Raw genomic sequence first — 20,076 nt, forward strand, 5'->3', positions numbered from 1 at the left:
GACCTCGCCGTCTGGCACTCAGCGGACGTCGCGATCGGCTCCACGAACGCTCCACCAACCGACATGGCTCCGGTAGATAGCGGTCCGGCAGCGAGAACGGCCGAACGTCCCCCTCCGGTATCCGCCCCTGCTCCGGGGTTATGCATCCGGGCCGCCGACTCCAGGCATTCGGCGAGCCGGTCGAGCTTGCGGTATGCCGCTTCCTCGCCCTCGCGGCTTGGGGTCGGCATGGCCCCTCCGCCGTACTGCTCCAGTGCGGCATGGCCCGCATCCGCGCGTGCGATACCGGGTAGCCCGGAGCGTCGCTGTAGACGCGGCTCATCCCATGGCCGAACTGGTCGGCGTTGATCAGACGTCCCGCCGGATTCGGTGCGTCGAGCCCCCCGTTTCGTGCACGTCCGGATCGGGAGCGAGGGGACTGTACTTCTCGGGACCCATAGGACCCTCCTCGGTGTCGTCGCTGCTGGGGCAACACGAGTGCAGAGCCAGGCTGGCGTCCGAGTGAGGCACGAAGCTGAGACCGAGTGATCGTCCATGACCAGCGTAAGCGTCCCGAGGCCGAGGCGGTACTCGCCGTCAGATCACTCCCATCGCGGGCTGCTCGGTGGCGGAGTAGCCGGACTGCCGGCCGCTGTAGTTGTACGATTCCCCCAGTCTCTGCAGTGCCAGATATCCCGCGATATTTGCTGCGGAAACAGGAGGTGCGATCCTCCTCCGCCCCGCGATCATGTCCGACATGAACGAGGACGTCGAACAGGACAACCGGCTCGCGTACGCCGGACTCACCGCGCTCGCCGAGCTTATGGAGACCGTGGGGAGCAAGCTCAACCCCGACGAGGACAACCGCCGCTACTACGTCGCATGGGGCCTCCTCGCGGCCATGCACCGCCAAGCCGCCGCTGTCGTATTGCTGCACCGGAAGGGCTTCGGCCACGAGGCCGCCCCCAACCGCCGCGCGCTCATAGAACACATGGCACAGATCCGTTGGCTCGCCGAAGACGGCGCGGACGCGGTCGACACCATGAACCTGGCCCTGAAGCACAGCCAGAAAAAGCTCCGGGACGCCGCCGACCTCGCCGGCCTGCCGTACGACCCCACGATCCCCGACCTCGTCCAGGCCGCCGAAATCCCGTCCAACCCGGCCAACCAGTTCATCAACCTGAACCCGCTCCTCAAGCGGCTCGGCGCCCCGCTGCTCGCCGCGTGGATCGGCGAGACCCAGCTCGCCCACCCGACGCTCACCGCCGCACAGTGCTTCTTCGACGACACTGCCGACGACAAGGTGGTGCTCCATGGCGAGCCGACCCTCCGCCACGGCGCGGCCAACCCTGCCGACTGCTCGCCCTACATCGCCTTCGTGCTCATGTGGACGGCGATGGACGCCTTCAGCCACCTCATGAAGGGGCAGCCCTGGAGCGAGGGGCTCCAGCGCATCGCGGCCGAGGGCGGGCTCGACGGGTCCCAGCCCGGGATCGGATCTGACGAGGACGTGGCGGGGTAGACCACGGAGATTAGCGAGCTCTCTGGCGCCCTCTTCAGGGTTACGGGGGTGACCCTGAAGTGACGGCTGGCTGCATGTGATTTCGTTAGGAGACTGCTACTTGCCGCGGAGTTCATCGATCCGCTGTTGTTCCCAGTAGTCCAGGATCGTTTCGAGGCGCCTGACGGACGGCTCGATGCGGTTGAGGGCCCGGTCTAGGTTGATGAACGGAATCATCAGCCCGGTGAGCGATGACGTCTTGGATTTCAGTCCCTCCGCTTGCTTCGCCCAGGACGGCAGGTGCTTGGACACGTCGGTGAGGCCGGTCAGCATTCTGGCCATGTCGTCATCTGGGAGGGAGGCATCCGCTTTCCCGGAGCTGTCGACGGCTAACAGTTGCCGCGCGGTGGCCACAGCCGCAACAACGGCATGTATCCGCTTCACCGCGTGACCATGGAACCGGCGGGCCATCGCTTTGACATCGACATCGACGCCTTCGATGAGCTGGCCCCGAAGCTGCTGCGGCGTTACGACGCGGTCAGATTTCGATGACGCCATGACCCACATGATCGGGCGATGCCGGCCGATAAGTTCATTAGCCAAAACCCTGTAGGCCAGTACCAGATCTGAGATCAAATCAGATTCCAGTGTGTCTCGGTGGTATGCGGCGTTGCGGTACTGGTGCAGCCGGTCGAGCACTTCGCGTTCCTGGGCTGTCAGCACGCCTTTCTGCTTAAGGAACTTGGTCTTCTCGTGCAGGCGGTCATCGATGGCCTTGCGTCGTTCAGGCCCCACGTGATCGTCGACCAACTGGCTCAGCTCCTCGGTGAGCTCCCCACCACCGTCACGGAACTCACGAATCTCCGCGATGATGCTGTCAGCGACCTGGAGCGCGAGCCGGGCGTTGACCTCGCGGCCGATGACCACCTCCACCAGGTGGTCCAGGAGGATGAGAGCAAGACGGTTGTGTGCCTGGTCGCCAGCCTCGGCGCATCGCCGGATCTCGGTTATCTCAACCGCGAGCCAGTTCCACTGTTCGGCCTCGTGTACGGTCGCGCGGTCCCAGTCGGTTGCGAAAGGCTGCATAGGCATGACAAGAGTCTCCCACTGCCTGCCTGGCAGACCGTTTTAAAGGGTTCTCCCGCAACCCTGAAGATCCCTCACTGGCGTCCGTTTGGGCCTGAATGGATGGGTTGTGGTTAAGTCTGAAAGTCGCACCAGGGCCGTTCAAGTCCGTTCAGCGGCGGTCGGCTGGCGACTCGCCCCCGGCGGGGGATCGGATTCACCGGAAAACGATCAGGCTTCGGCTGGCAACCACAAGACGTGGTTGGTGTCGAGGTCTTCCACCCTCACCCACTCAGATTGGGGAATGGAGCGCTCCACCACGTGCCAGTGAGCACTGCTCTTGTTGTCATGGGACAGATATGTCCCCTCTGGTCGCGACACTGGGATCCCCCACGAGATGTGGGCGTTGGCGGGCACATGGTCCTTGCCCCACGTGTGCCAGTTGTGGACCTCCGCCTCGGGCACGCTCACCTGGATCCGCACGGTGTAGTCCTCGCGCAAGGCCCACGGCAGGAGCTCGCGGTTCGGCGCGTCCATGAGATGGACCGTGGGCACCACGTCCGGCCCGGCAGCCGTCCAACGAGGCTCAAGGATCGCAGACGAGGCAATCGCGGGCCAGTGCTCGGGCTTCGTGAAGTGGTAAAAGGGTTATCGCCATGGCGGGGACTCTACGGTTTGGTGGCGGATCGTGCGTACACCTGCTCGGCGATCCGTCCCCTTCCAGGCTCGTGCAGGTGGAGACGACATCAGTAGGCTGGTGCCGCCTCGACTGTCAGCATCCCTCGGTATGTTGATCCGACGGGCGAGTGTTGGGAGGGGCAGTGGCGGAGCAGCCGATCAGGTCCGGCGCGTGGGTGCCGGTCGCACGCACGTACGACGAGATCATCAACGACGGCCAAGCGTCGGAGGAAGACAGGCGGCGAGCGAAAGCGGATTCGCTGTTGGGGCACATGGCTGCTCTGCTCTTCCAGCGAGGGGAGCTGCCTCACGTGGAGCTGCTGCGCCAGGTTCGCAGTGCGGAGATCGAAGACGACTACGAGAACAGGAGCATCGATCTCTGGTTGGAGTTCGATCCGGCCGACTACGCCAGTCTTGCCGAGGATGCTCAGGAGGCGTTGCGTCAGGTGTTCAGCCGGGTCTCCGCGCGCCTTGATTACGGCGTGGACTGGATTGGCTTTCGCGAGACGATGCCGCGTGTCGGGCCTGACTGGCGCGAGCGGTTGGAAGCGATGATGAGCGGCGATCGACCGGCAAATCAGGCACGACGGGTGATGCCAGAGAAGCCTACGTTTGTCGAGGATCGTCTGGCCTTCACGAACGCTGGCGAGCTGTGCGTGTACCGCGCGTTGAAACACATCCAGGAGAGCGAACTGCCTGCCGAAGAGACCATCTCGATCTTCCCTTTGCCGTACGGACGGGTCGCCGGACACACGTGGGAGCCGGACCTGGTGGTCACGTACAGAGGTCGTGCAGGCGTTCTGGAGATCGATGGACCTCATCATCGGGTCCGCAGAGCTGTCGACACCTCGCGCGACCACCTTTTGAGGGACGCTGGCTTCGCCTTTGTGGACCGATTGCCGGTCGAGGTGGTCGATAACCCGAAGGAGCTGATGGCGTCCCTCATGCGCTTCCTGAGGCGTCTGCGTGAAACGAGCTGACGGAGCGTGTTGATGACCGGTTCCGGCGATGCGAAGGGACCGATCACCAGCCCCCGCCGGCTGCCCGGGGGCGGTGTATGTCCCGGAAGAGACCCTGCAGGCCGCGGCCCTGGCAGCGCTCTGCGGAAACGGGATGCCATCGGTGCCGCGCCTGCAGCGCGGATGGGCGCCCGCCACGGGTTGGGCCGTGCGACGATGCCGGTATGAACAGACTGGCTAACGCACAGTCGCCCTACCTACTCCAGCACGCCTCCAATCCAGTGGACTGGTGGCCATGGGGAGAGGGGGCGATGACGGAAGCTAAGCGGCGGGACGTGCCCATTCTCTTGAGTGTGGGCTATGCGTCCTGCCACTTATGCTTCTGATAATTTACTGGTGTCATGTCATGGCGCGGGAGTCCTTCGAGGATGCGGAGACCGCCGCGTACATGAACGCGCACTTCGTCTGCGTGAAGGTGGACCGTGAGGAGCGGCCCGATGTGGACGCCGTGTACATGGAGGCCGTGCAGGCGGCCACCGGGCACGGGGGGTGGCCCATGACGGTGTTCCTGACGCCCGGGGGTGAGCCCTTCTACTTCGGTACGTACTTCCCGCCCCGGCCGCTGCACGGCACGCCCGCCTTCCGGCAGGTTCTCGAAGGGGTGCGGGCCGCCTGGGCCGACCGCCGTGAGGAGGTCGCCGACGTGGCCGCGCGGGTCACGGCCGACCTCACCGGCCGGGGGCTCGGGCTGCCCGCGGACGCGTCGCCGCCCGGCCCCGACGCGCTCGGCGCGGCCCTGCTCGGCCTCACGCGCGACTACGACTCACGCCACGGGGGTTTCGGCGGCGCGCCCAAGTTCCCCCCGGTCATGGTCCTGGAGTTCCTGCTCCGCCACCACGCCCGCACCGGCGCCGAGGGTGCCCTCCAGATGGCCGCCGACACCGCCGAGCACATGGCGCGCGGCGGCATCTACGACCAGCTCGGCGGCGGCTTCGCCCGCTACGCGGTCGACCGCGAGTGGATCGTGCCCCACTTCGAGAAGATGCTCTCGGACAACGCCCTCCTGTGCCGCTTCTACGCCCACCTGTGGCGGGCCACCGGTTCTGCCCTCGCCCGGCGCGTCGCCCTGGAGACCGCCGACTTCCTCGTCCGTGAACTGCGCACCCCCGAGGGCGGCTTCGCCTCCGCGCTCGACGCCGACAGCGACGACGGCACGGGCCGCCACGTCGAAGGCGCCTCCTACGTGTGGACCCCGGAGCAACTGCGCGAGGTCCTCGGCGAGGACGACGCCGCCCTCGCCGCCGCCCACTACGGCGTCACCCCCGAGGGCACCTTCGAGCACGGCAGCTCCGTGCTCAGGCTGCCCCGCACGGACGGCTTCGACAGTCCGCCCGTCGACGCCGCCCGCCTCGACCGCATCCGGCGCGCCCTGCTCGCCGCGCGCGACGAACGCCCCGCCCCGGGCAGGGACGACAAGGTCGTCGCCGCCTGGAACGGCCTCGCCATCGCCGCGCTCGCCGAGACCGGCGCCTACTTCGACCGCCCCGACCTCGTCGAAGCCGCCCTCGGCGCCGCCGACCTCCTCGTCCGCGTCCACCTCGACACCCACGGCCGCCTGAGCCGCACGTCCCGCGACGGCCGTACCGGCTCCAACACCGGAGTCCTGGAGGACTACGCCGACGTCGCCGAGGGCTTCCTCACCCTCGCCTCCGTCACCGGCGAGGGCGTGTGGACGGACTTCGCGGGGCTGCTGCTCGACCACGTCCTCGACCGCTTCCGTGACGACAGCGGAGCCCTCTACGACACCGCCGCCGACGCCGAAACCCTCATCCACCGCCCCCAGGACCCCACCGACAACGCCACCCCCTCCGGCTGGAACGCCGCCGCCGGCGCCCTGCTCACCTACGCCGCCCTCACCGGCTCCACCCCTCACCGCGCCGCCGCCGAACAGGCCCTCTCCGTCGTCCGCGCGCTGGCCCCCCGTGCCCCCCGCTTCGTCGGCCACGGCCTCGCGGTCGCCGAGGCCCTCCTCGCGGGCCCCTACGAGGTCGCCGTGGTCGGCGCCCCCGAGGACCCGCGCACGCGAGCCCTCCACCGCACCGCCCTCCTCGCCACCTCGCCCGGCACGGTCGTCGCCGCGGGCCCCCCTTCCCCGGACCCCGAGTTCCCGCTCCTCGCCGACCGCCCCCTGGTCGACGGCACCCCGGCCGCCTACCTCTGCCGAGGCTTCGTCTGCGACCGCCCCGAAACGGACCCGGACGAGGTCGCGAGGCGACTGGGCAGCCACGAGGCGTAGTACCACCGTGCCGGGGCGTCGTTCCCGGCGGAGTGGCGGACGCGCGGAAGCTGCACGGGGCAGGCGCGCGGGGCTTTCCGGACGGCGCGCGGGCGCTCCGGACCGGGCAGGGTGCCTGGCTCGCGCCGCACGCGGGCGGGGAGGCGCCGCTTCGGGGCGGGTCCGGCTCGCGCGGGTCGCGGTGCGCAGGCGCGGGACGAGCCCCAACGTGCCCTGCCGGGGCGGGAATCGCCGCTACGGGCGCTCGCTTCCGGCGGCAGTGCGAGCCCCCCGGCCGCGAGAGGCGCCCGTGCGTGACGGGTCCTGGTCAGGCGTTAGCTCCTCTCCTCCGCCCCCTGCCCCCGCCCCTCATCCCTCCCTTGCCCCCGCGCCCCCACCCGCAGCGCGCCGATCGTGCCGAGCCCCGCGCTCCCCGCGAGGGCGAGGGCGAGGGCCGGTCCCGCTCCCGTCCCACGTGGGGGAGTCCCACCGTGGCCGCGTACGCCACCGCCGTATCGCGGACCGCTGCCTCCCGCGCGGGCGCCCACACAAGGGAGACCCCGACGGCTCGGGCTCCCCTGGGGAGGATCGCCCCGCCACGGAGGGCCCGCGTCTCGTCGTGGGGCGGGGCCCCGACCGCTCCGTCCGCGCGGAGCGCGGGCCGGAGCAGGCGGCTCCCCGTGGCACCGGGAGCGGAGGTGTCGGCCGCCGCGAGTACGGCGGCCGGTGAGATGTCCGGGCTCGGCGTCACCGCGTCCGGGCAGTAAGGCGGCGGGCGGCGCGGCATCGACCGCAGGGCGCGCGTGGGTGCGTACGCCCGTGAGGCCGTGAGCGGCGGCGCACATCCTCGCGCGCCACTCTGTGGTGGTGCGGGCCGCGAGGGCGAGCGGGGTCATGTGGGGGCCTCCGCCTCCGGGTCCTGGCCGACCGTCCGCAGCGCCTCCCTGACGATGCGGGCCAGGCCGTCGTGGTGGGCGCCACGCCAGTAGACCCTTTCGCAGGCGGGGCATTCCGCGTAGACGTCGTACGTGTCGCGGGTGCCGGCGGCGATGCGGTCGGCCACGTCCGCCGGGGTGGCCGGGCGCAAGGGGGCGTTGCAGGCGGTGCAGCGGGTCCACGGGTGCAGTCGGGGGCGGAACCTGTCCAGGACGTCGGGGAGTTGTTCCTCCGGGCGGTGGCTGTACACGTACGCCCCGGCCCACAGCTCACGGCGGTGCAGCAGGCCCCGGTCGCGGCTGAGCAGCACGCGGTGTTCAGCCGCCGAGCGGGCGGCGAGGGCGGGGTCGCCCGGGTCCTCCCGCTGGTAGGCGGTGTCCACCCCGAGCAGGCGCAGGCGGCGCGCGAGCGTGCCGAGGTGGACGTCGAGGAGGAAGCGGAGCGGGGCGCCCGGTGCTCGCTGGGGGCGGTCGACGGGGGCGACGGCGATGTGCTCACCGCCCGTTGGTATGAGGGAGACCGGCACGGCTCTCCCGTCGCGGGTGAGACCGCCCACCTCGGTGAGCGGCACGCCGAGCGACTCCACGAGGTGCCCCAGCGTGGAGACACCGTCCGCGCGCGACGTCAGGGTCAGGCGCCCCTGGGGGAGGAAGGTCTCCATGCCGGGCGCGAAGGTGAGGACGAGGTCGGTTCCGTTCACGCCCACAGACTTGCACGGGCTCCGGACAGACTGCCGAACGTTGTCCACAGGAGCTGTGGATCATCAGCTCGTCACATCACCTGCCGGAGCCCCGCACCCTCACGCGTGCTGGTACGCCACCAGCGAGATCCCCACGTAGTGCACGACGAACGCCGCGAGCGTGAGGGAGTGGAAGACCTCGTGGAACCCGAACCAGCGCGGCGACGGGTTGGGCCGCTTGATCCCGTAGATCACGCCGCCCGCGCTGTAGAGCAGCCCGCCGACGATCACGAGGACGAGCACCGCGACGCCGCCCGCGCGCATGAAGTCCGGCAGGAAGAAGACCGCCGCCCAGCCCATCGCGATGTAGCAGGGCGTGTAGAGCCAGCGCGGGGCGCCCACCCAGAAGACCCGGAAGGCGATGCCCGCGGCTGCCGCGGCCCAGACCGCCCACAGCAGCCACGTGCCCTTGCCGTCCGGCAGCAGGAGCAGCGTGAGCGGCGTGTACGTGCCCGCGATGATCAGGAAGATGTTGGCGTGGTCCAGCCTGCGCAGCACCGCCCCGGCGCGTGGCCCCCAGTTCCCCCGGTGGTACAGCGCGCTCACGCCGAAGAGCAGGCATGCCGTCAGGACGTAGATCGCGCAGGCGACGCGCCCCCTCCCCGAGTCCGCGAAGGCGGTCAGGACGAGACCCGCCACCACGACCGCGGGGAACATCACCGCGTGCAGCCAGCCGCGCATCCGCGGCTTGACCAGGGCCGGAAGGGCGAGAGCCGGGGGCGCGGAGGCGGTCTCCGTCATCGCCCCGGAGGAGTCGGGAGCGGGCGTCGGGTCGTGTTGCGTGGTCATCTGCCGCGTGTCCTTCGAGCCGGTGTCCGGGAGAGGAGAAGTGTGCGCGTGTCCGTCCCGCACGAGCGAATCGGCGGGGACGGGGGCCGAGGGGTGAACAGGGAGCGGGGCGGGAGCCGGGGCGGTCCGCCCGGCCGGTCGGGAACGGCCCGCGTCGCCCCGGGAGCGGGCGCGGTCCTGTCGGCATCGTAGCGAGGCCGGTTGAACGCCCGGCGTCCCGCCTGCTCAAAGGACGCACGGCGTCCGTGTGCCGTACGGGGCACGCGCCTCACGCCCGTACGACACCGTCCCGCGCATGCCGGTACGGGGCCACCGCCCCAGCCGTGTCCCGCGTCACTCCGCTCACATGGGCGGCCCCCTGGACAGATGCGCGGGAAAGGCGCAGGATCATATGAGTGCGGTCGGCACCGGATGAGCGGCTACGAGAGCGTCCGGGTCGCAGCCCCCACGGGGCAGACAGACTTCTCACCCTCGCTTAGGAGCAATTCGTGGCGCGCGACATCGCGGCTCCCCTGTCCTCCGACACTCTCGGCACGACCAACGGCATCCCCCACCCCGGAACCGCTGCCGACACCCCGCCGACCAGGCACGCCGAGCTGCGCGCCTGGGTCGCGGAGATCGCCGCCCTCACCGAGCCGGACCGGGTGGTGTGGTGCGACGGCTCGGAGGCGGAGTACGACCGGCTCGCCACCGAGCTCGTGCGCAAGGGCACCTTCCGCAAGCTCGACCCGACGCTCCGCCCGAACTCGTACTACGCCGCCTCGGACCCCTCCGACGTCGCGCGCGTCGAGGACCGGACCTTCATCTGCTCCGAGAAGGAGGCGGACGCGGGCCCCACGAACCACTGGCAGGACCCGGCCGTCATGCGCGAGACGTTCCAGGGCGGGAACGGTGTCTTCCGCGGCTCGATGCGCGGGCGCACGATGTACGTCGTGCCGTTCTGCATGGGGCCGCTCGGCTCGCCGCTCTCCGCGATCGGTGTCGAGCTGACCGACTCCGCGTACGTCGCCGTGTCGATGCGCACCATGACGCGCATGGGGCGGGCCGTGCTCGACGAACTCGGCGAGGACGGCTTCTTCGTCAAGGCCGTGCACAGCGTCGGCGCCCCGCTCGCCGCGGGCGAGGCGGACGTGCCGTGGCCCTGCAACCCCACCAAGTACATCTCGCACTTCCCCGAGGACCGCGAGATCTGGTCGTACGGCTCCGGCTACGGCGGCAACGCGCTGCTCGGCAAGAAGTGCTACGCGCTGCGCATCGCCTCCGTCATGGCGCGCGACGAGGGCTGGCTCGCCGAGCACATGCTCATCCTCAAGCTCACGCCGCCGCGCGGTGAGGCGAAGTACGTCGCCGCCGCCTTCCCGAGCGCCTGCGGCAAGACGAACCTCGCGATGCTGGAGCCGACCGTCAGGGGCTGGACCGTCGAGACCATCGGCGACGACATCGCCTGGATGCGCTTCGGCGAGGACGGCAGGCTCTACGCGATCAACCCCGAGGCGGGCTTCTTCGGCGTCGCCCCCGGCACGGGTGAGCACACCAACGCCAACGCCATGAAGACCCTGTGGGGCAACGCGGTCTTCACCAACGTCGCGCTCACCGACGACGGCGACGTGTGGTGGGAGGGCATGACCGAGGAGCCGCCCGCGCACCTCACCGACTGGCGCGGCGACGACTGGACGCCCGCGAGCGACACCCCCGCCGCGCACCCCAACGCGCGCTTCACCGTGCCCGCCGCGCAGTGCCCGATCATCGCGCCCGAGTGGGAGGACCCGAAGGGCGTGCCGATCTCGGCGATCCTCTTCGGCGGGCGCCGCGCCAGCGCCGTACCGCTCGTCACCGAGTCCTTCGACTGGAACCACGGCGTCTTCCTCGGCGCCAACGTCGCGAGCGAGAAGACCGCCGCCGCCGAGGGCAAGGTCGGCGAACTGCGCCGCGACCCCTTCGCCATGCTGCCGTTCTGCGGCTACAACATGGGCGACTACATGGGGCACTGGATCGACGTCGCCAAGGGCAAGGACCCGGAGAAGCTGCCGAGGATCTACTACGTCAACTGGTTCCGCAAGGACGGCACCGGGCGCTTCGTGTGGCCCGGCTTCGGCGAGAACAGCCGCGTCCTGAAGTGGATCGTGGACCGGCTCGACGGGCGCGCCGAGGGCGTCGAGAGTCCCATCGGCGTCCTGCCCGCGAAGGGCGCCCTGGACACCGAGGGCCTCGACCTCTCCGCCTCCGACCTCGACCACCTGCTCACGGTCGACAAGGACGTGTGGCGCGAGGAGGCCGCGCTCGTCCCCGAGCACCTCAACACCTTCGGCGAGCACACGCCGGAGGAGCTGTGGGAGGAGTACCGGGCGCTGGTGCGGCGCCTCGGCTGACGCGGCCGGTCCGCCGGTTCCGGTCGGCCGGTGACGGTCCGGTCGGCCGGTGACAGTCCGCCGGTGCCGGTCGGCCGGGGTGCTGGCCGGCAGATGAACCCCAAGGGGCGGGGCCCCTCGCACAAAGGCGTGCGAGGGGCCCCGTCTCTTGTCACCGGCGCTGGTCGGCCCTGGTTCCGCGTACGGACGGCTCAGGCCGCGAGCGCCGTGGGTGCTACGGACCCGGTGGAGCCGGCTGCCGCCGCGTGGGCCTCCATGCGGCGGGCGGCCAGGATCGCCGCGCCCGTGTCGGCGCGCGAGGCCGCGACGACGAGGGCGCGTCCGGCGAGGGCGTGGGCGCGCCGGTGCAGGGCCGCGAGGTCGGTCCCGCGGACCGCTCCGGCGACGGCGCGTACGGGGCTGCCACCGCGCAGCCTGCGGAGGTGGGCGCTCAGTTCCCCGCCCGCTTCGCCCAGCTCGGCCGCCTCGTCGGCGGGGGAGAGGGCACGCAGCGCGTCGGTGAGCGCGAGCAGCGCCGCGAGGTGCCCGGCGAGCTGGATGTCCAGTTCCTCCTCACGCGAGTGACGGGGGAAACGGGACTGCTCGCCGGAGGTGGAATGAATGGATTTGGTGCGGATCGGCTCGTACACGAAGGACCTCCAGGGTTGCCTGAGAGCATCCTACCTTGGAATCCGTCTAACTTAGAATCCGTCCAGAGAAGGAGTTCGTAGCGACTGGGGGGGCGCGGTGTCCGCTCGGGCCCGGCCGTATCCGCTCAGCTCTGTCCGTACCCGCTCAGGAAGTGGCCGATCCGGCCCACGGCCTCTGTCAGGTCCTGCACGCTCGGCAGCGTGACGATCCGGAAGTGATCGGGTTCGGGCCAGTTGAAACCCGTTCCCTGGACGACCATGATCTTCTCCTTGCGGAGCAGATCGAGGACCATCTCGCGGTCGTCCTTGATCTTGAAGACCTTCGGGTCGAGGCGCGGGAAGAGGTAGAGCGCGCCCCGGGGCTTCACGCAGGTCACGCCGGGGATCTGGGTGAGGAGTTCGTACGCGGTGTCGCGCTGCTCGCGCAGCCGCCCGCCCGGCAGGACCAGCTCGTCGATCGACTGCCGCCCGGTGAGCGCGGCGACGACGCCGTGCTGTCCCGGCATGTTGGCGCACAGCCGCATGTTCGCCAGGATGTTCAGCCCCTCCAGGTAGGAGGTGGCGTGGGCGCGCGGCCCGGAGACGACCATCCAGCCCACGCGGTAACCGGCCACGCGGTACGCCTTCGACATGCCGTTGAACGTGAGCGTCAGCAGGTCGGGGGCGAGCGCGGCGGTCGGGGTGTGCGTGGCGCCGTCGTAGAGGATCTTGTCGTAGATCTCGTCGGAGCAGACGAGCAGGTTGTGGCGGCGGGCGATGTCGGCGAGGCCGCGCACCATCTCGTCGTCGTAGACGGCACCCGTGGGGTTGTTCGGGTTGATGATGACGAGCGCCTTGGTCCGGTCGGTGACCTTGCGCTCGACGTCGGCGAGGTCCGGCATCCAGTCGGACTGCTCGTCGCAGCGGTAGTGGACGGGGGTGCCCCCGGCGAGCGAGACGGCGGCGGTCCACAGCGGGTAGTCGGGCGCGGGGACCAGGACCTCGTCCCCGTCGTCGAGCAGGCCCTGCATGGCCATGACGATCAGCTCGGAGACGCCGTTGCCGATGAAGACGTTCTCGACGTCGGACTCGACGCCGAGGGTCTGGTAGTGCATCGTGACCGCGCGGCGGGCGGCGAGCAGGCCCTTCGCGTCGCCGTAGCCGTGCGCCGAGGAGACGTTCCGGAGGATGTCCTCCAGGATCTCGGGCGGCGTCTCGAAACCGAAGGCCGCCGGGTTCCCGGTGTTGAGCTTGAGGATGCGGTGGCCCGCCGCCTCCAGTCGCATCGCCTCGTCGAGCACCGGGCCGCGGATTTCGTAACAGACATTGGCGAGCTTCGCCGACTGGATCACCTGCATGCCGGTCACCTTACGACCGTGTTAACCCGCCCGCATGACGTATACGGCCGGGCGGGACGGCCCCGCGCGAGCGACGGCTTCCATTCGTACGTGCCCGGCGGTGGAGGCCGTGGCTCTGCGGGGCGGCGGCAGCTCTACGGCTTGGATTCCCACCTATGGGGGAGGGATTTCACCTGTACGGGTGAGTTCGGACACCTGCGGGATCTCGGCGGGGGCCGCCTCCGTTCCCCGGACAAGACACGGAGAGGTTCAGGAGAGGTTCAGGAAGGGGGTGGGGTGGGCCAGCCGGGGCAGCGGCCCGTGGTCTCCAGGAGCAGGCCGATCCGCTCGGGCGGCACGGGGCGCGAGTAGAGGTAGCCCTGCCCCATGTCGCAGCCCATCGCCCGCAGTCGTTCGGCCTGGCCCCTGGTCTCGACGCACTCGGCGGTCACGGTGAGGCCCAGCCGGTGGGCGAGGCCGACCAGGGCCTCCACGATCACCTCGTCCGCCGGGCGCCCCTCGGCGGTCGTGGACCGGGCGGGGCCGCCCGCGATCACGGTGGCCGCTTCCCGGTCCCTGGAGCCGGGGGCTGCCGAGCGGTCGGGGGCGGTGAGCGGGCCGGGGACGGGGGCGGCGGTGGCGGCTCCGGGAGCGGGGGCTCCAATGGCGGCCGGGGGCTCGGCTTCCGGCGTCTCGGCTCCCGGCGCCTTAGCTCCCGGGGGCTCGGCTTCCTGGGGCTCGGCTCCCTGCGCGGCGCCGGTGAAAGGGAACCCTCGTACGAACGAACCGTCCAGCTTCAGGACGGAGACAGGGAGGCGACTGAGGTAGGAGAGATTGGAGTAGCCGGTGCCGAAATCGTCGATGGCGATCCGCACCCCCATGTCGCTCAGTTCCTGGAGGGCCCGCAGGGGGCGGCCGGTCTGCCCGACCACCTCGGACTCGGTCAGCTCCAGTTGCAGCAGGGACGGCGGGAGCCGGGTCTCGGCGAGCACGTCGGCGACGTCGGCCACGACGTCGGAGTCCCACAACTGCCGCACCGTGACGTTGACGCTGACGTAGGGGGGCCGCGCTCCGGGGCGGGCGAGCTGCCAGCTACGGGCCTGCGCGCAGGCGGTGCGCAGCACCCAGCGGCCCAGCTCGACGATGGAGCCGTCCCGCTCGGCGACGTCGATGAAACGGTTCGGGGCGAGCCGGCCGAAGCGGGGGTGCCGCCACCGCACCAGGGCCTCGACGCCGTGCAGGGTGCCGTCCGCGAGGGCGACGAGGGGCTGGTACTCCAGCTCGAACTCGCCGTCGCGCACGGCGGGGCGCAGCGCGGTGGCGAGCAGGTCCTGGTGCGCGCCGTCCTCGCAGCGGGCGGAGTCGAACAGGGCCCACCTGCCCCGGCCCTCGGCCTTGGCCCAGCCGAGCGCGGTGGTGACGGCGCGCAGCAGCTCGGCGGGGCTCGTCTCGCGGGCGCGCAGCTCGGCGACTCCGGCGGAGGCGGAGACGGCGAGGCGGCGCCCGGCGATGTCGTACGGCTCGCGCAGTTCGCGCAGCACCGTCGCGGCCAGCTCGGTGAGCTGCCCGGGGCCCGTCGTCTCGCCGACGAGGAGCGCGAACTCGTCGCCGCCGAGCCGGGCGAGTACGGGGGCCTCGCCGTGCGCGGACGCGAGGAGCGGGGCGAGGCGGGCGAGGCGGGCGGCCACCGCGCGGAGCAGGTGGTCGCCGACGAGGTGGCCGTGGGCGGTGTTGACGTGCCGGAAGCCGTCGAGGCCGAGGACGCAGAGGCCGACGCGGCCCCGGCCGCCGCGCAGCCCGTGCTCCTCCAGCGTGTCCGCGAGGCGGTCGAGAAAATGGGCGCGGCCCGCGAGCCGGGTGAGCGGATCCTCCCGTTCGGCCGTGCGCAGGCGGGCTCTGAGGTCGTGGCCGAGGCTCGTGTCGCGGACCGTGAGGAGGGCGCCGCGCACGGACGCGAGGTAGTCGAGGCGCAGCTCGGCCCAAGTCTCGCCGCCCCGGGGTGACGCGATACGCCGGGTGCAGACGAGGTGGTGACGGCGACCGGTGAAGACCTCGGGGAGCCCGGGGGTCGTGTGCGGGGTGAGGCCGAGGACGGTGAGGTGGGTGAGGGGACGGCCCGGGAGCGAGGCGGCGGGAAGCGCGAGGTAGTCGTGCAGGGCGGGATTGGCCGTGGTGATGGTCCCCGCTTCGTCGACGAGGGCCATCGGCAGCGGGGCCGCGTCGAAGGCGGCGCGGTGGGGGGCGTCGGGCGGGGGGTCCGTGGGTGCGGGGGCCGGGGGGGTGGATGTCCGGGGTGGGACGGTCTGGTGCGCGGTGTTCGGAGGTGCGGGGGGTCGGGGCGCGGAGGCGGGCGGTGGTGCTGGCCAGAGACCGGGGCCGGGGGCCGGGGCGTCCTGCGCGAGGGGGGCGGAGGGCGTGGTGAGGGAGGGGTGCGGGGCGGGTGCGTGCGGGGGGCCCGGAGGTGCGGCGGCCGAGTCCGGGTCAGCGGGTGCGGGTGCGGGTGCGGGGGAGTGGTGCGTGGGGGCCGGGGGCGTGGATGCCCGGGGTGGGGCGGTCTCGTGCGCGGTGTTCGGGGGTGCGGGGGGTCGGGGCGCGGGGGCGGGCGGTGGTGCTGGCCAGAGACCCGGGACGGGAGGCGGGGGCGGCCTGCGCGAGGGAGGTGGAGGGCGCGGCGAGCGAGGGATACGGGTACGGGGCGGGTGCGTGCGGGGTGCCCGGGGATGCGGCGGCCGAGTCCGGGTGCGCGGTCGTGGGCACGGGGGGCTGCGGCGTGCCCGGCAGAGGAGTGCGGTCCTCGGGGTGGGGGCGGGCCTGGGTGCGGGGGAGGGAGTGCTCGGGGAGGATGGGGAGGCCCTCGGCGAGGACGGTGAGGTGGCGGCCGGCGCCCAGGTGTTCGCGGGGGGCCGCGTGGCGTGCCCGGGACGGCGACGGCAGTTCGGAGGAGGCGGGACGGGCGCGGGTGGGGCGGTGCCCGGAGTGCGGGGACGGGTCACGGCGGGGCGGCTCGGCGCCGGGCCGGGCGGGGACGTCGTGCTCGTGGGAGTGCGGCGCCTGGAGCGGAGCCGGGGTGCGGGCGCGGGAGGCGGCGGGCTGCGTGGCGGGGAGCGGCCACCAAGAGGGGGGCACGGCCTCGGCGCGGGCCGGTTCCGGACCGAAGCCACGTACCGCCCCGCAGGCCGGTTCCGCCGGGCGGTGCGGGACCTCGCGGTGCGGGACCTCGTGGTGGACGACCTCGCGGTGTGCGGCTTCGTGGTGCGGGGCCTCGCGCTGCCCGGCGTCGCGGTGCGCGGCCTCGCGCTGGGCCGTCCCCCGCCGGGCCGCCTCGCCATAGGCCGCCTCGCCATAGGCCGCCTCGCCGTAAGCCGCCTCCCGGTGGGACGCCCCGCTCTGCCCGGCCTCGCGCGCACCGCCCTCACGCCCCACGGCCTCGCGCCCCCCGGCCTCGCGCCGCGCGGTGGTCTCGCGGAGGAGGCCCGGCTCGGCCTCGGTTGCCCGGGGCGGGTGGTGGGCCGCGTGGTGGCGGGTGGGCGGGGCGGCGGGGTGCGACGTGCCCGCCGGGGTGGGGGCTGGAGGTTGTTCGGGGGGTCCGTTCACCGCTCGCTCCCGCCGTTGGCCAGGGTGTCCGTGCTGGAAAGTGTGCCGATCATAGAGGCAGGCCAGAGGCTGTCGCAGCGGCCATTCGGGGGTGCCGCGCGGCAGGCGACCGGAGTTGAGCGCTTTGCTTTCGCTCCCGTTTCTTCTGGTGGGGGTGAGGGGCGGAAGTGTGCGTTCAAGGCGCGTAGACGACGCTGCGTGAAGCTTGAACTTTTACCGCATCGTTGGTCGTGTCCCAGGGCACCACTCCCCGCTTACCCGCGCGCCCGCTACCAGCGCGCCCGCTACCCGCGCCCCCGCGCCCGCCACCGGCTCCCGCCGCCCGCGCCCGCGCCCGCCACCCGCGCCCACTCCGGCTCCGGCTCCCAGCACCCGCGCCCGCTCCCGCTCCCCCCGCGTCGCCCGGGTGGCGGCGGGGTGAAGGGCCGAGCGGGTGGGCCTTCACTCCCGTAGATCAGACAAACAGTGCATATGTACGTATGACGCCGCAAGGTGAGTGGCGTGTTTCGCCATCGACCGCGTCCAGAACGCCGCGTCCCCCGGCCCCGCGCCCCGCAGACCGCCGCGAGCGGCGCGTGGTGGTGCGCGGGCGGCCGGAGTGGCGGTACGGGGCTCTCGTGGCGCATGCGGTTCGGGGCGGCCACCACCGCGTTTCTCGCGCTCGTCTCGGGGGCCCTCGTCCTCGCCCCGGCGCCCGCGCTCGCCGGGCTCCGCTCCGGGCCCTGCGTCCTGCCCCGCACGGGGGTGCACCACTCGGAGGGCCTGGACACGTGGAACACCGCCTACCCCCGCCCGTCCGGGCGGCTCGACGCGGTCCTCGTCTACCTCTCCTTCCCCGGCGCGACGCCGCACGCGACGCCGCACGAGCTGAGCCGCGACTACTTCCCCGCGACGACCGACTTCTACGAGCGCGCCTCGTACGGGCGCCTCAGGCTCGTGCCGCACGTCCGGCCGGGCTGGGTGCGGATGCCGCGCCCCGCGAGCGCGTACGCGATAGAGCGGGACTGGGGCGACGGGGGGCGCTCGGCGTACCTGCGCGACGCGCTCGCCGCCGCCGACCCGGGGACGGACTTCAGCAAGTACGACGTCGTGTACCTCGTCGCCGACCCGGACGCGCCCGGGGTGAACTCGGACGCGACGAAGGTCGTCAATCTCGGCACCCCGCTGCACGCGGACGGGACCGATCTGCGTCGCTTCGTGACCGTCTTCGAGCAGCACCCGCCGGACCACAACGTGCTCGCCCACGAGACGGGGCACGTCTTCGACCTGCCCGACCTCTACCGCCGCCCGGCGGACGGCAAGGGGGACTGGGACACGCACGTCGGGGACTGGGACCTCATGGGCAGCCAGTTCGCGCTCTCCCCGGAGTTCTTCGGCTGGCACAAGTGGAAGCTGGGCTGGCTCGACAGCGCGCGCGTCGCCTGCCTGCCCGCGGGGGGCGACAGCCGCGTGGACCTCGCCCCGCTCGCGGCCCCGCCGCCGCGGGGGATGCGGGGCGCGCCGCGGCTCGCCGTGGTCCGTACCGGCCCGTACCGGGCGCTCGCGATCGAGGTGCGGACGGCGCGCGGCAACGACGCCACGACCTGCGCCGAAGGGGTGCTCGTCTACGAGGTGCGCACCGACACGGCCTCGGCGCAGGGCCCGGTCAAGGTCTACGACACGCATCCGGCCACCGAGGGCTGCGCGAGCCGCTCCGTGCAGCCGGGCCTCGCGGACGCCCCGCTCGGCGTGGGCGAGACGTACACGGTCCCGGGCCGCGACGTGAAAATCACGGTCGAGGCGAAGAACCCGGACGCCGAATGGACCGTCCGCGTCCGCCCGTCCTGACGTCCGCCCGCTGTGACGCCCGCCCGTCCTGACGTCCGCCGCGCCGCACGAGAAAGGCCCCCCGATCGCTCGGGGGGCCTTCTCCGTCGGTGCGCCGCCAGGGACTCGAACCCCGGACCCGCTGATTAAGAGTCAGCTGCTCTAACCAACTGAGCTAGCGGCGCCTGCTGACGTCGTAGACATTAGCACCCTGGTCGGCGGGGTGCGAAATCGATATCCGCACACCTGTCCGGGCTGCCCACAGCAGGACCTCCGGGCCCGGGAGCCAGGGGCGCGGGCCCTTGGGGGCGACGAGCCAGCGGTCCCGGGCCGCGCCGGGAAGCGGGCGTTCCAGGGGTGGCAGGCTCGCGAGGTCGCCGCGGCCGTGGCAGAGCAGGGGCGGGAGGGGATGGCGCGGGCTGCCGCCCCACTGCTCCCAGCGCAGCAGCGCGGCGAGGCGGTCGGCCGTGCCCGGGGCGGCGAGCAGGAGGAGGCGGTCGCCGCGCTCCGCGAGCGGGCCGCAGCCGGGGCCCTCGGCCCACAACCGCTCCACCATGCGGCGCCCGAAGAGCAGGGGTGCGCTGACGAGGTCGAAGACCGTGCCGCAGGGGAGGCGGAGCGGGGCGTGCGGGCGGGCGGCCCAGGTACGGAGCGTCGCCTCCGGGTCGGGGGTCGCGCCCGCGAGCCAGCGGGCCCCGCCCAGGTCCCGTACCGCCTCGCCCGTGATGCCGGGCCGCTCCTGCTGTGCGCTGCTCGTCATGTCCCCACGGTCACCCCGCCCGCCCCGGCGGCGGACGAGGTTCGCGGAAACGGGGACAAGACCGGCTGTACGGGCGTACCGTGCCCTGTCACTCGGCATATGCCCGGCACCCGTGCCCCCGCGGGCGGAGCCGATGGCCGACCGGGGCCCCGGTGACCCGAGCCGCGCGGAGGCGTCAGTCCTCCTCCGGCTCCCCCTTGAGCAGATCCCGCCCGAACTCGATCATCTTCCGCGCGTAATCCTCGGTCCACTGCGCCCGCTCGCCGATCGACGCGGCCGTGAGACGGTCGAAACGGCGGGGGTCGGCGAGCTGCGCGGCGGCGATGGCCTGGTACTCGACCGCGCGGTCCGTGGCGGCGCGGAAGGCGTGGCTCAGCTCGGTCGCCCGGTCGAGCAGCCGGCGCGGGTCCTCGATCGCCTCCAGGTCGAAGAAGTGCTCGGGATCGGCCGCCACCTCCCTCGGCTCGTGGAGCAGCGGCGCGGGACGCAGCCGCGGTCGCCGTTCGGGCTCCGCCATAGAAACTTCCTCCATCGCACACGTGGGAGCGGCGCGGACGACCTCCGCACCACCCACTATTGTCCCCCGGCCCCGCAAGACCGGCCTTTGGCCTCCGCCCGGAACCAGCTCCCATCGGGCCCCAGGCCCGCCGAGCGCCAGGCCCGCCGAGCGCCAGGCCCGCC

At 72.2% G+C, this 20,076-nt stretch carries 13 protein-coding genes, 1 tRNA gene and 1 pseudogene; 5 read left to right on the forward strand and 10 right to left on the reverse strand.

Translation table 11 applies throughout. The features are described from left to right. The first annotated feature begins 736 nt into the window (after nucleotides 1-736). Nucleotides 737-1,501 carry a DUF5677 domain-containing protein gene (locus STTU_RS20965; RefSeq protein WP_106432233.1) on the forward strand — a complete coding sequence of 255 codons (765 nt, stop codon included), beginning with the start codon at nucleotides 737-739 and terminating at the stop codon, nucleotides 1,499-1,501. Nucleotides 1,502-1,597: 96 nt separating this feature from the next. On the opposite strand, the gene STTU_RS20970 is transcribed toward STTU_RS20965, so the two are convergent. Both STTU_RS20970 and STTU_RS20975 read right to left on the reverse strand, forming a co-directional pair. Then, entirely contained in the window at nucleotides 1,598-2,572 is a 975-nt protein-coding gene (locus STTU_RS20970; RefSeq protein WP_106432166.1) for a hypothetical protein, read from the reverse strand. A gap of 204 nt (nucleotides 2,573-2,776) precedes the next feature. Continuing rightward, nucleotides 2,777-3,082, reverse strand: a complete 306-nt coding sequence (locus STTU_RS20975; RefSeq protein WP_007826523.1) for a hypothetical protein — start codon at nucleotides 3,080-3,082, stop codon at nucleotides 2,777-2,779. Between the two features lie 284 nt (nucleotides 3,083-3,366). On the opposite strand from STTU_RS20975, the gene STTU_RS20980 reads away from it, so the two are divergent. After that, nucleotides 3,367-4,203: a hypothetical protein gene (locus STTU_RS20980; protein WP_007826525.1), complete on the forward strand. Its 837-nt coding sequence runs from the start codon at nucleotides 3,367-3,369 to the stop codon at nucleotides 4,201-4,203. A 203-nt stretch (nucleotides 4,204-4,406) separates the two neighbouring features. Then, a pseudogene (locus STTU_RS20985) lies at nucleotides 4,407-6,478 on the forward strand (thioredoxin domain-containing protein). An 871-nt stretch (nucleotides 6,479-7,349) separates the two neighbouring features. Here the strand turns inward: STTU_RS20985 and STTU_RS20995 are convergent. Next, entirely contained in the window at nucleotides 7,350-8,093 is a 744-nt protein-coding gene (locus STTU_RS20995; RefSeq protein WP_199785032.1) for a Mut7-C RNAse domain-containing protein, read from the reverse strand. A 99-nt stretch (nucleotides 8,094-8,192) separates the two neighbouring features. Beyond that, complete coding sequence (gene trhA / locus STTU_RS21000) at nucleotides 8,193-8,873, reverse strand: PAQR family membrane homeostasis protein TrhA (protein WP_043257593.1); 681 nt, start codon at nucleotides 8,871-8,873, stop codon at nucleotides 8,193-8,195. 536 nt (nucleotides 8,874-9,409) lie between these two features. On the opposite strand from trhA, the gene STTU_RS21005 reads away from it, so the two are divergent. Beyond that, nucleotides 9,410-11,290, forward strand: coding sequence for a phosphoenolpyruvate carboxykinase (GTP) (locus STTU_RS21005; protein ID WP_007826535.1), 1,881 nt, complete (start codon nucleotides 9,410-9,412; stop codon nucleotides 11,288-11,290). A 191-nt stretch (nucleotides 11,291-11,481) separates the two neighbouring features. Here the strand turns inward: STTU_RS21005 and STTU_RS21010 are convergent, their stop codons facing one another. The 3 genes from STTU_RS21010 to STTU_RS35930 form a co-directional block, all read right to left on the reverse strand. Beyond that, nucleotides 11,482-11,919: a hypothetical protein gene (locus STTU_RS21010; RefSeq protein WP_007826537.1), complete on the reverse strand. Its 438-nt coding sequence runs from the start codon at nucleotides 11,917-11,919 to the stop codon at nucleotides 11,482-11,484. A 125-nt stretch (nucleotides 11,920-12,044) separates the two neighbouring features. Beyond that, the gene (locus STTU_RS21015; protein ID WP_009065780.1) at nucleotides 12,045-13,256 is read right to left on the reverse strand and encodes a pyridoxal phosphate-dependent aminotransferase; all 1,212 of its coding nucleotides are present in this window, start codon (nucleotides 13,254-13,256) and stop codon (nucleotides 12,045-12,047) included. A 260-nt stretch (nucleotides 13,257-13,516) separates the two neighbouring features. Beyond that, a complete protein-coding gene (locus STTU_RS35930; protein WP_324607896.1) occupies nucleotides 13,517-16,579 on the reverse strand; it encodes a putative bifunctional diguanylate cyclase/phosphodiesterase in 3,063 nt (1,020 codons plus the stop codon). Between the two features lie 874 nt (nucleotides 16,580-17,453). Between STTU_RS35930 and STTU_RS21030 the strand changes: the two genes are divergently transcribed. After that, the gene (locus tag STTU_RS21030; RefSeq protein ID WP_043255861.1) at nucleotides 17,454-18,656 is read left to right on the forward strand and encodes a M6 family metalloprotease domain-containing protein; all 1,203 of its coding nucleotides are present in this window, start codon (nucleotides 17,454-17,456) and stop codon (nucleotides 18,654-18,656) included. Between the two features lie 90 nt (nucleotides 18,657-18,746). On the opposite strand, the gene STTU_RS21035 is transcribed toward STTU_RS21030, so the two are convergent. The 3 genes from STTU_RS21035 to STTU_RS21040 all read right to left on the reverse strand — a co-directional run bounded on the left by STTU_RS21035 (nucleotide 18,747) and on the right by STTU_RS21040 (nucleotide 19,912). Further along, a tRNA-Lys gene (locus STTU_RS21035) sits at nucleotides 18,747-18,820 on the reverse strand. After that, complete coding sequence (locus STTU_RS32490) at nucleotides 18,811-19,395, reverse strand: hypothetical protein (RefSeq protein ID WP_063894614.1); 585 nt, start codon at nucleotides 19,393-19,395, stop codon at nucleotides 18,811-18,813. The genes STTU_RS21035 and STTU_RS32490 overlap by 10 nt, the downstream gene beginning before the upstream one ends. 175 nt (nucleotides 19,396-19,570) lie before the next feature. Next, entirely contained in the window at nucleotides 19,571-19,912 is a 342-nt protein-coding gene (locus STTU_RS21040; RefSeq protein ID WP_043255862.1) for a hypothetical protein, read from the reverse strand. Nucleotides 19,913-20,076 lie beyond the last annotated feature (164 nt).

The organism is Streptomyces sp. Tu6071 (assembly GCF_000213055.1).
Taxonomy (GTDB): Bacteria; Actinomycetota; Actinomycetes; order Streptomycetales; family Streptomycetaceae; genus Streptomyces; species Streptomyces evansiae.

What these genes read in the sequence shown, in the direction of transcription:
- STTU_RS20970 (WP_106432166.1), bottom strand. Translation starts at nt 2,572, where the DNA reads ATGCCTATGCAGCCTTTCGCAACCGACTGGGACCGCGCGACCGTACAC.
- STTU_RS32490 (WP_063894614.1), bottom strand. Translation starts at nt 19,395, where the DNA reads ATGACGAGCAGCGCACAGCAGGAGCGGCCCGGCATCACGGGCGAGGCG.
- STTU_RS20965 (WP_106432233.1), top strand. Translation starts at nt 737, where the DNA reads ATGAACGAGGACGTCGAACAGGACAACCGGCTCGCGTACGCCGGACTC.
- trhA (WP_043257593.1), bottom strand. Translation starts at nt 8,873, where the DNA reads ATGACGGAGACCGCCTCCGCGCCCCCGGCTCTCGCCCTTCCGGCCCTG.
- STTU_RS21030 (WP_043255861.1), top strand. Translation starts at nt 17,454, where the DNA reads ATGCGGTTCGGGGCGGCCACCACCGCGTTTCTCGCGCTCGTCTCGGGG.
- STTU_RS21040 (WP_043255862.1), bottom strand. Translation starts at nt 19,912, where the DNA reads ATGGCGGAGCCCGAACGGCGACCGCGGCTGCGTCCCGCGCCGCTGCTC.
- STTU_RS35930 (WP_324607896.1), bottom strand. Translation starts at nt 16,579, where the DNA reads ATGGCGAGGCGGCCTATGGCGAGGCGGCCCGGCGGGGGACGGCCCAGC.
- STTU_RS21015 (WP_009065780.1), bottom strand. Translation starts at nt 13,256, where the DNA reads ATGCAGGTGATCCAGTCGGCGAAGCTCGCCAATGTCTGTTACGAAATC.
- STTU_RS20975 (WP_007826523.1), bottom strand. Translation starts at nt 3,082, where the DNA reads ATGGACGCGCCGAACCGCGAGCTCCTGCCGTGGGCCTTGCGCGAGGAC.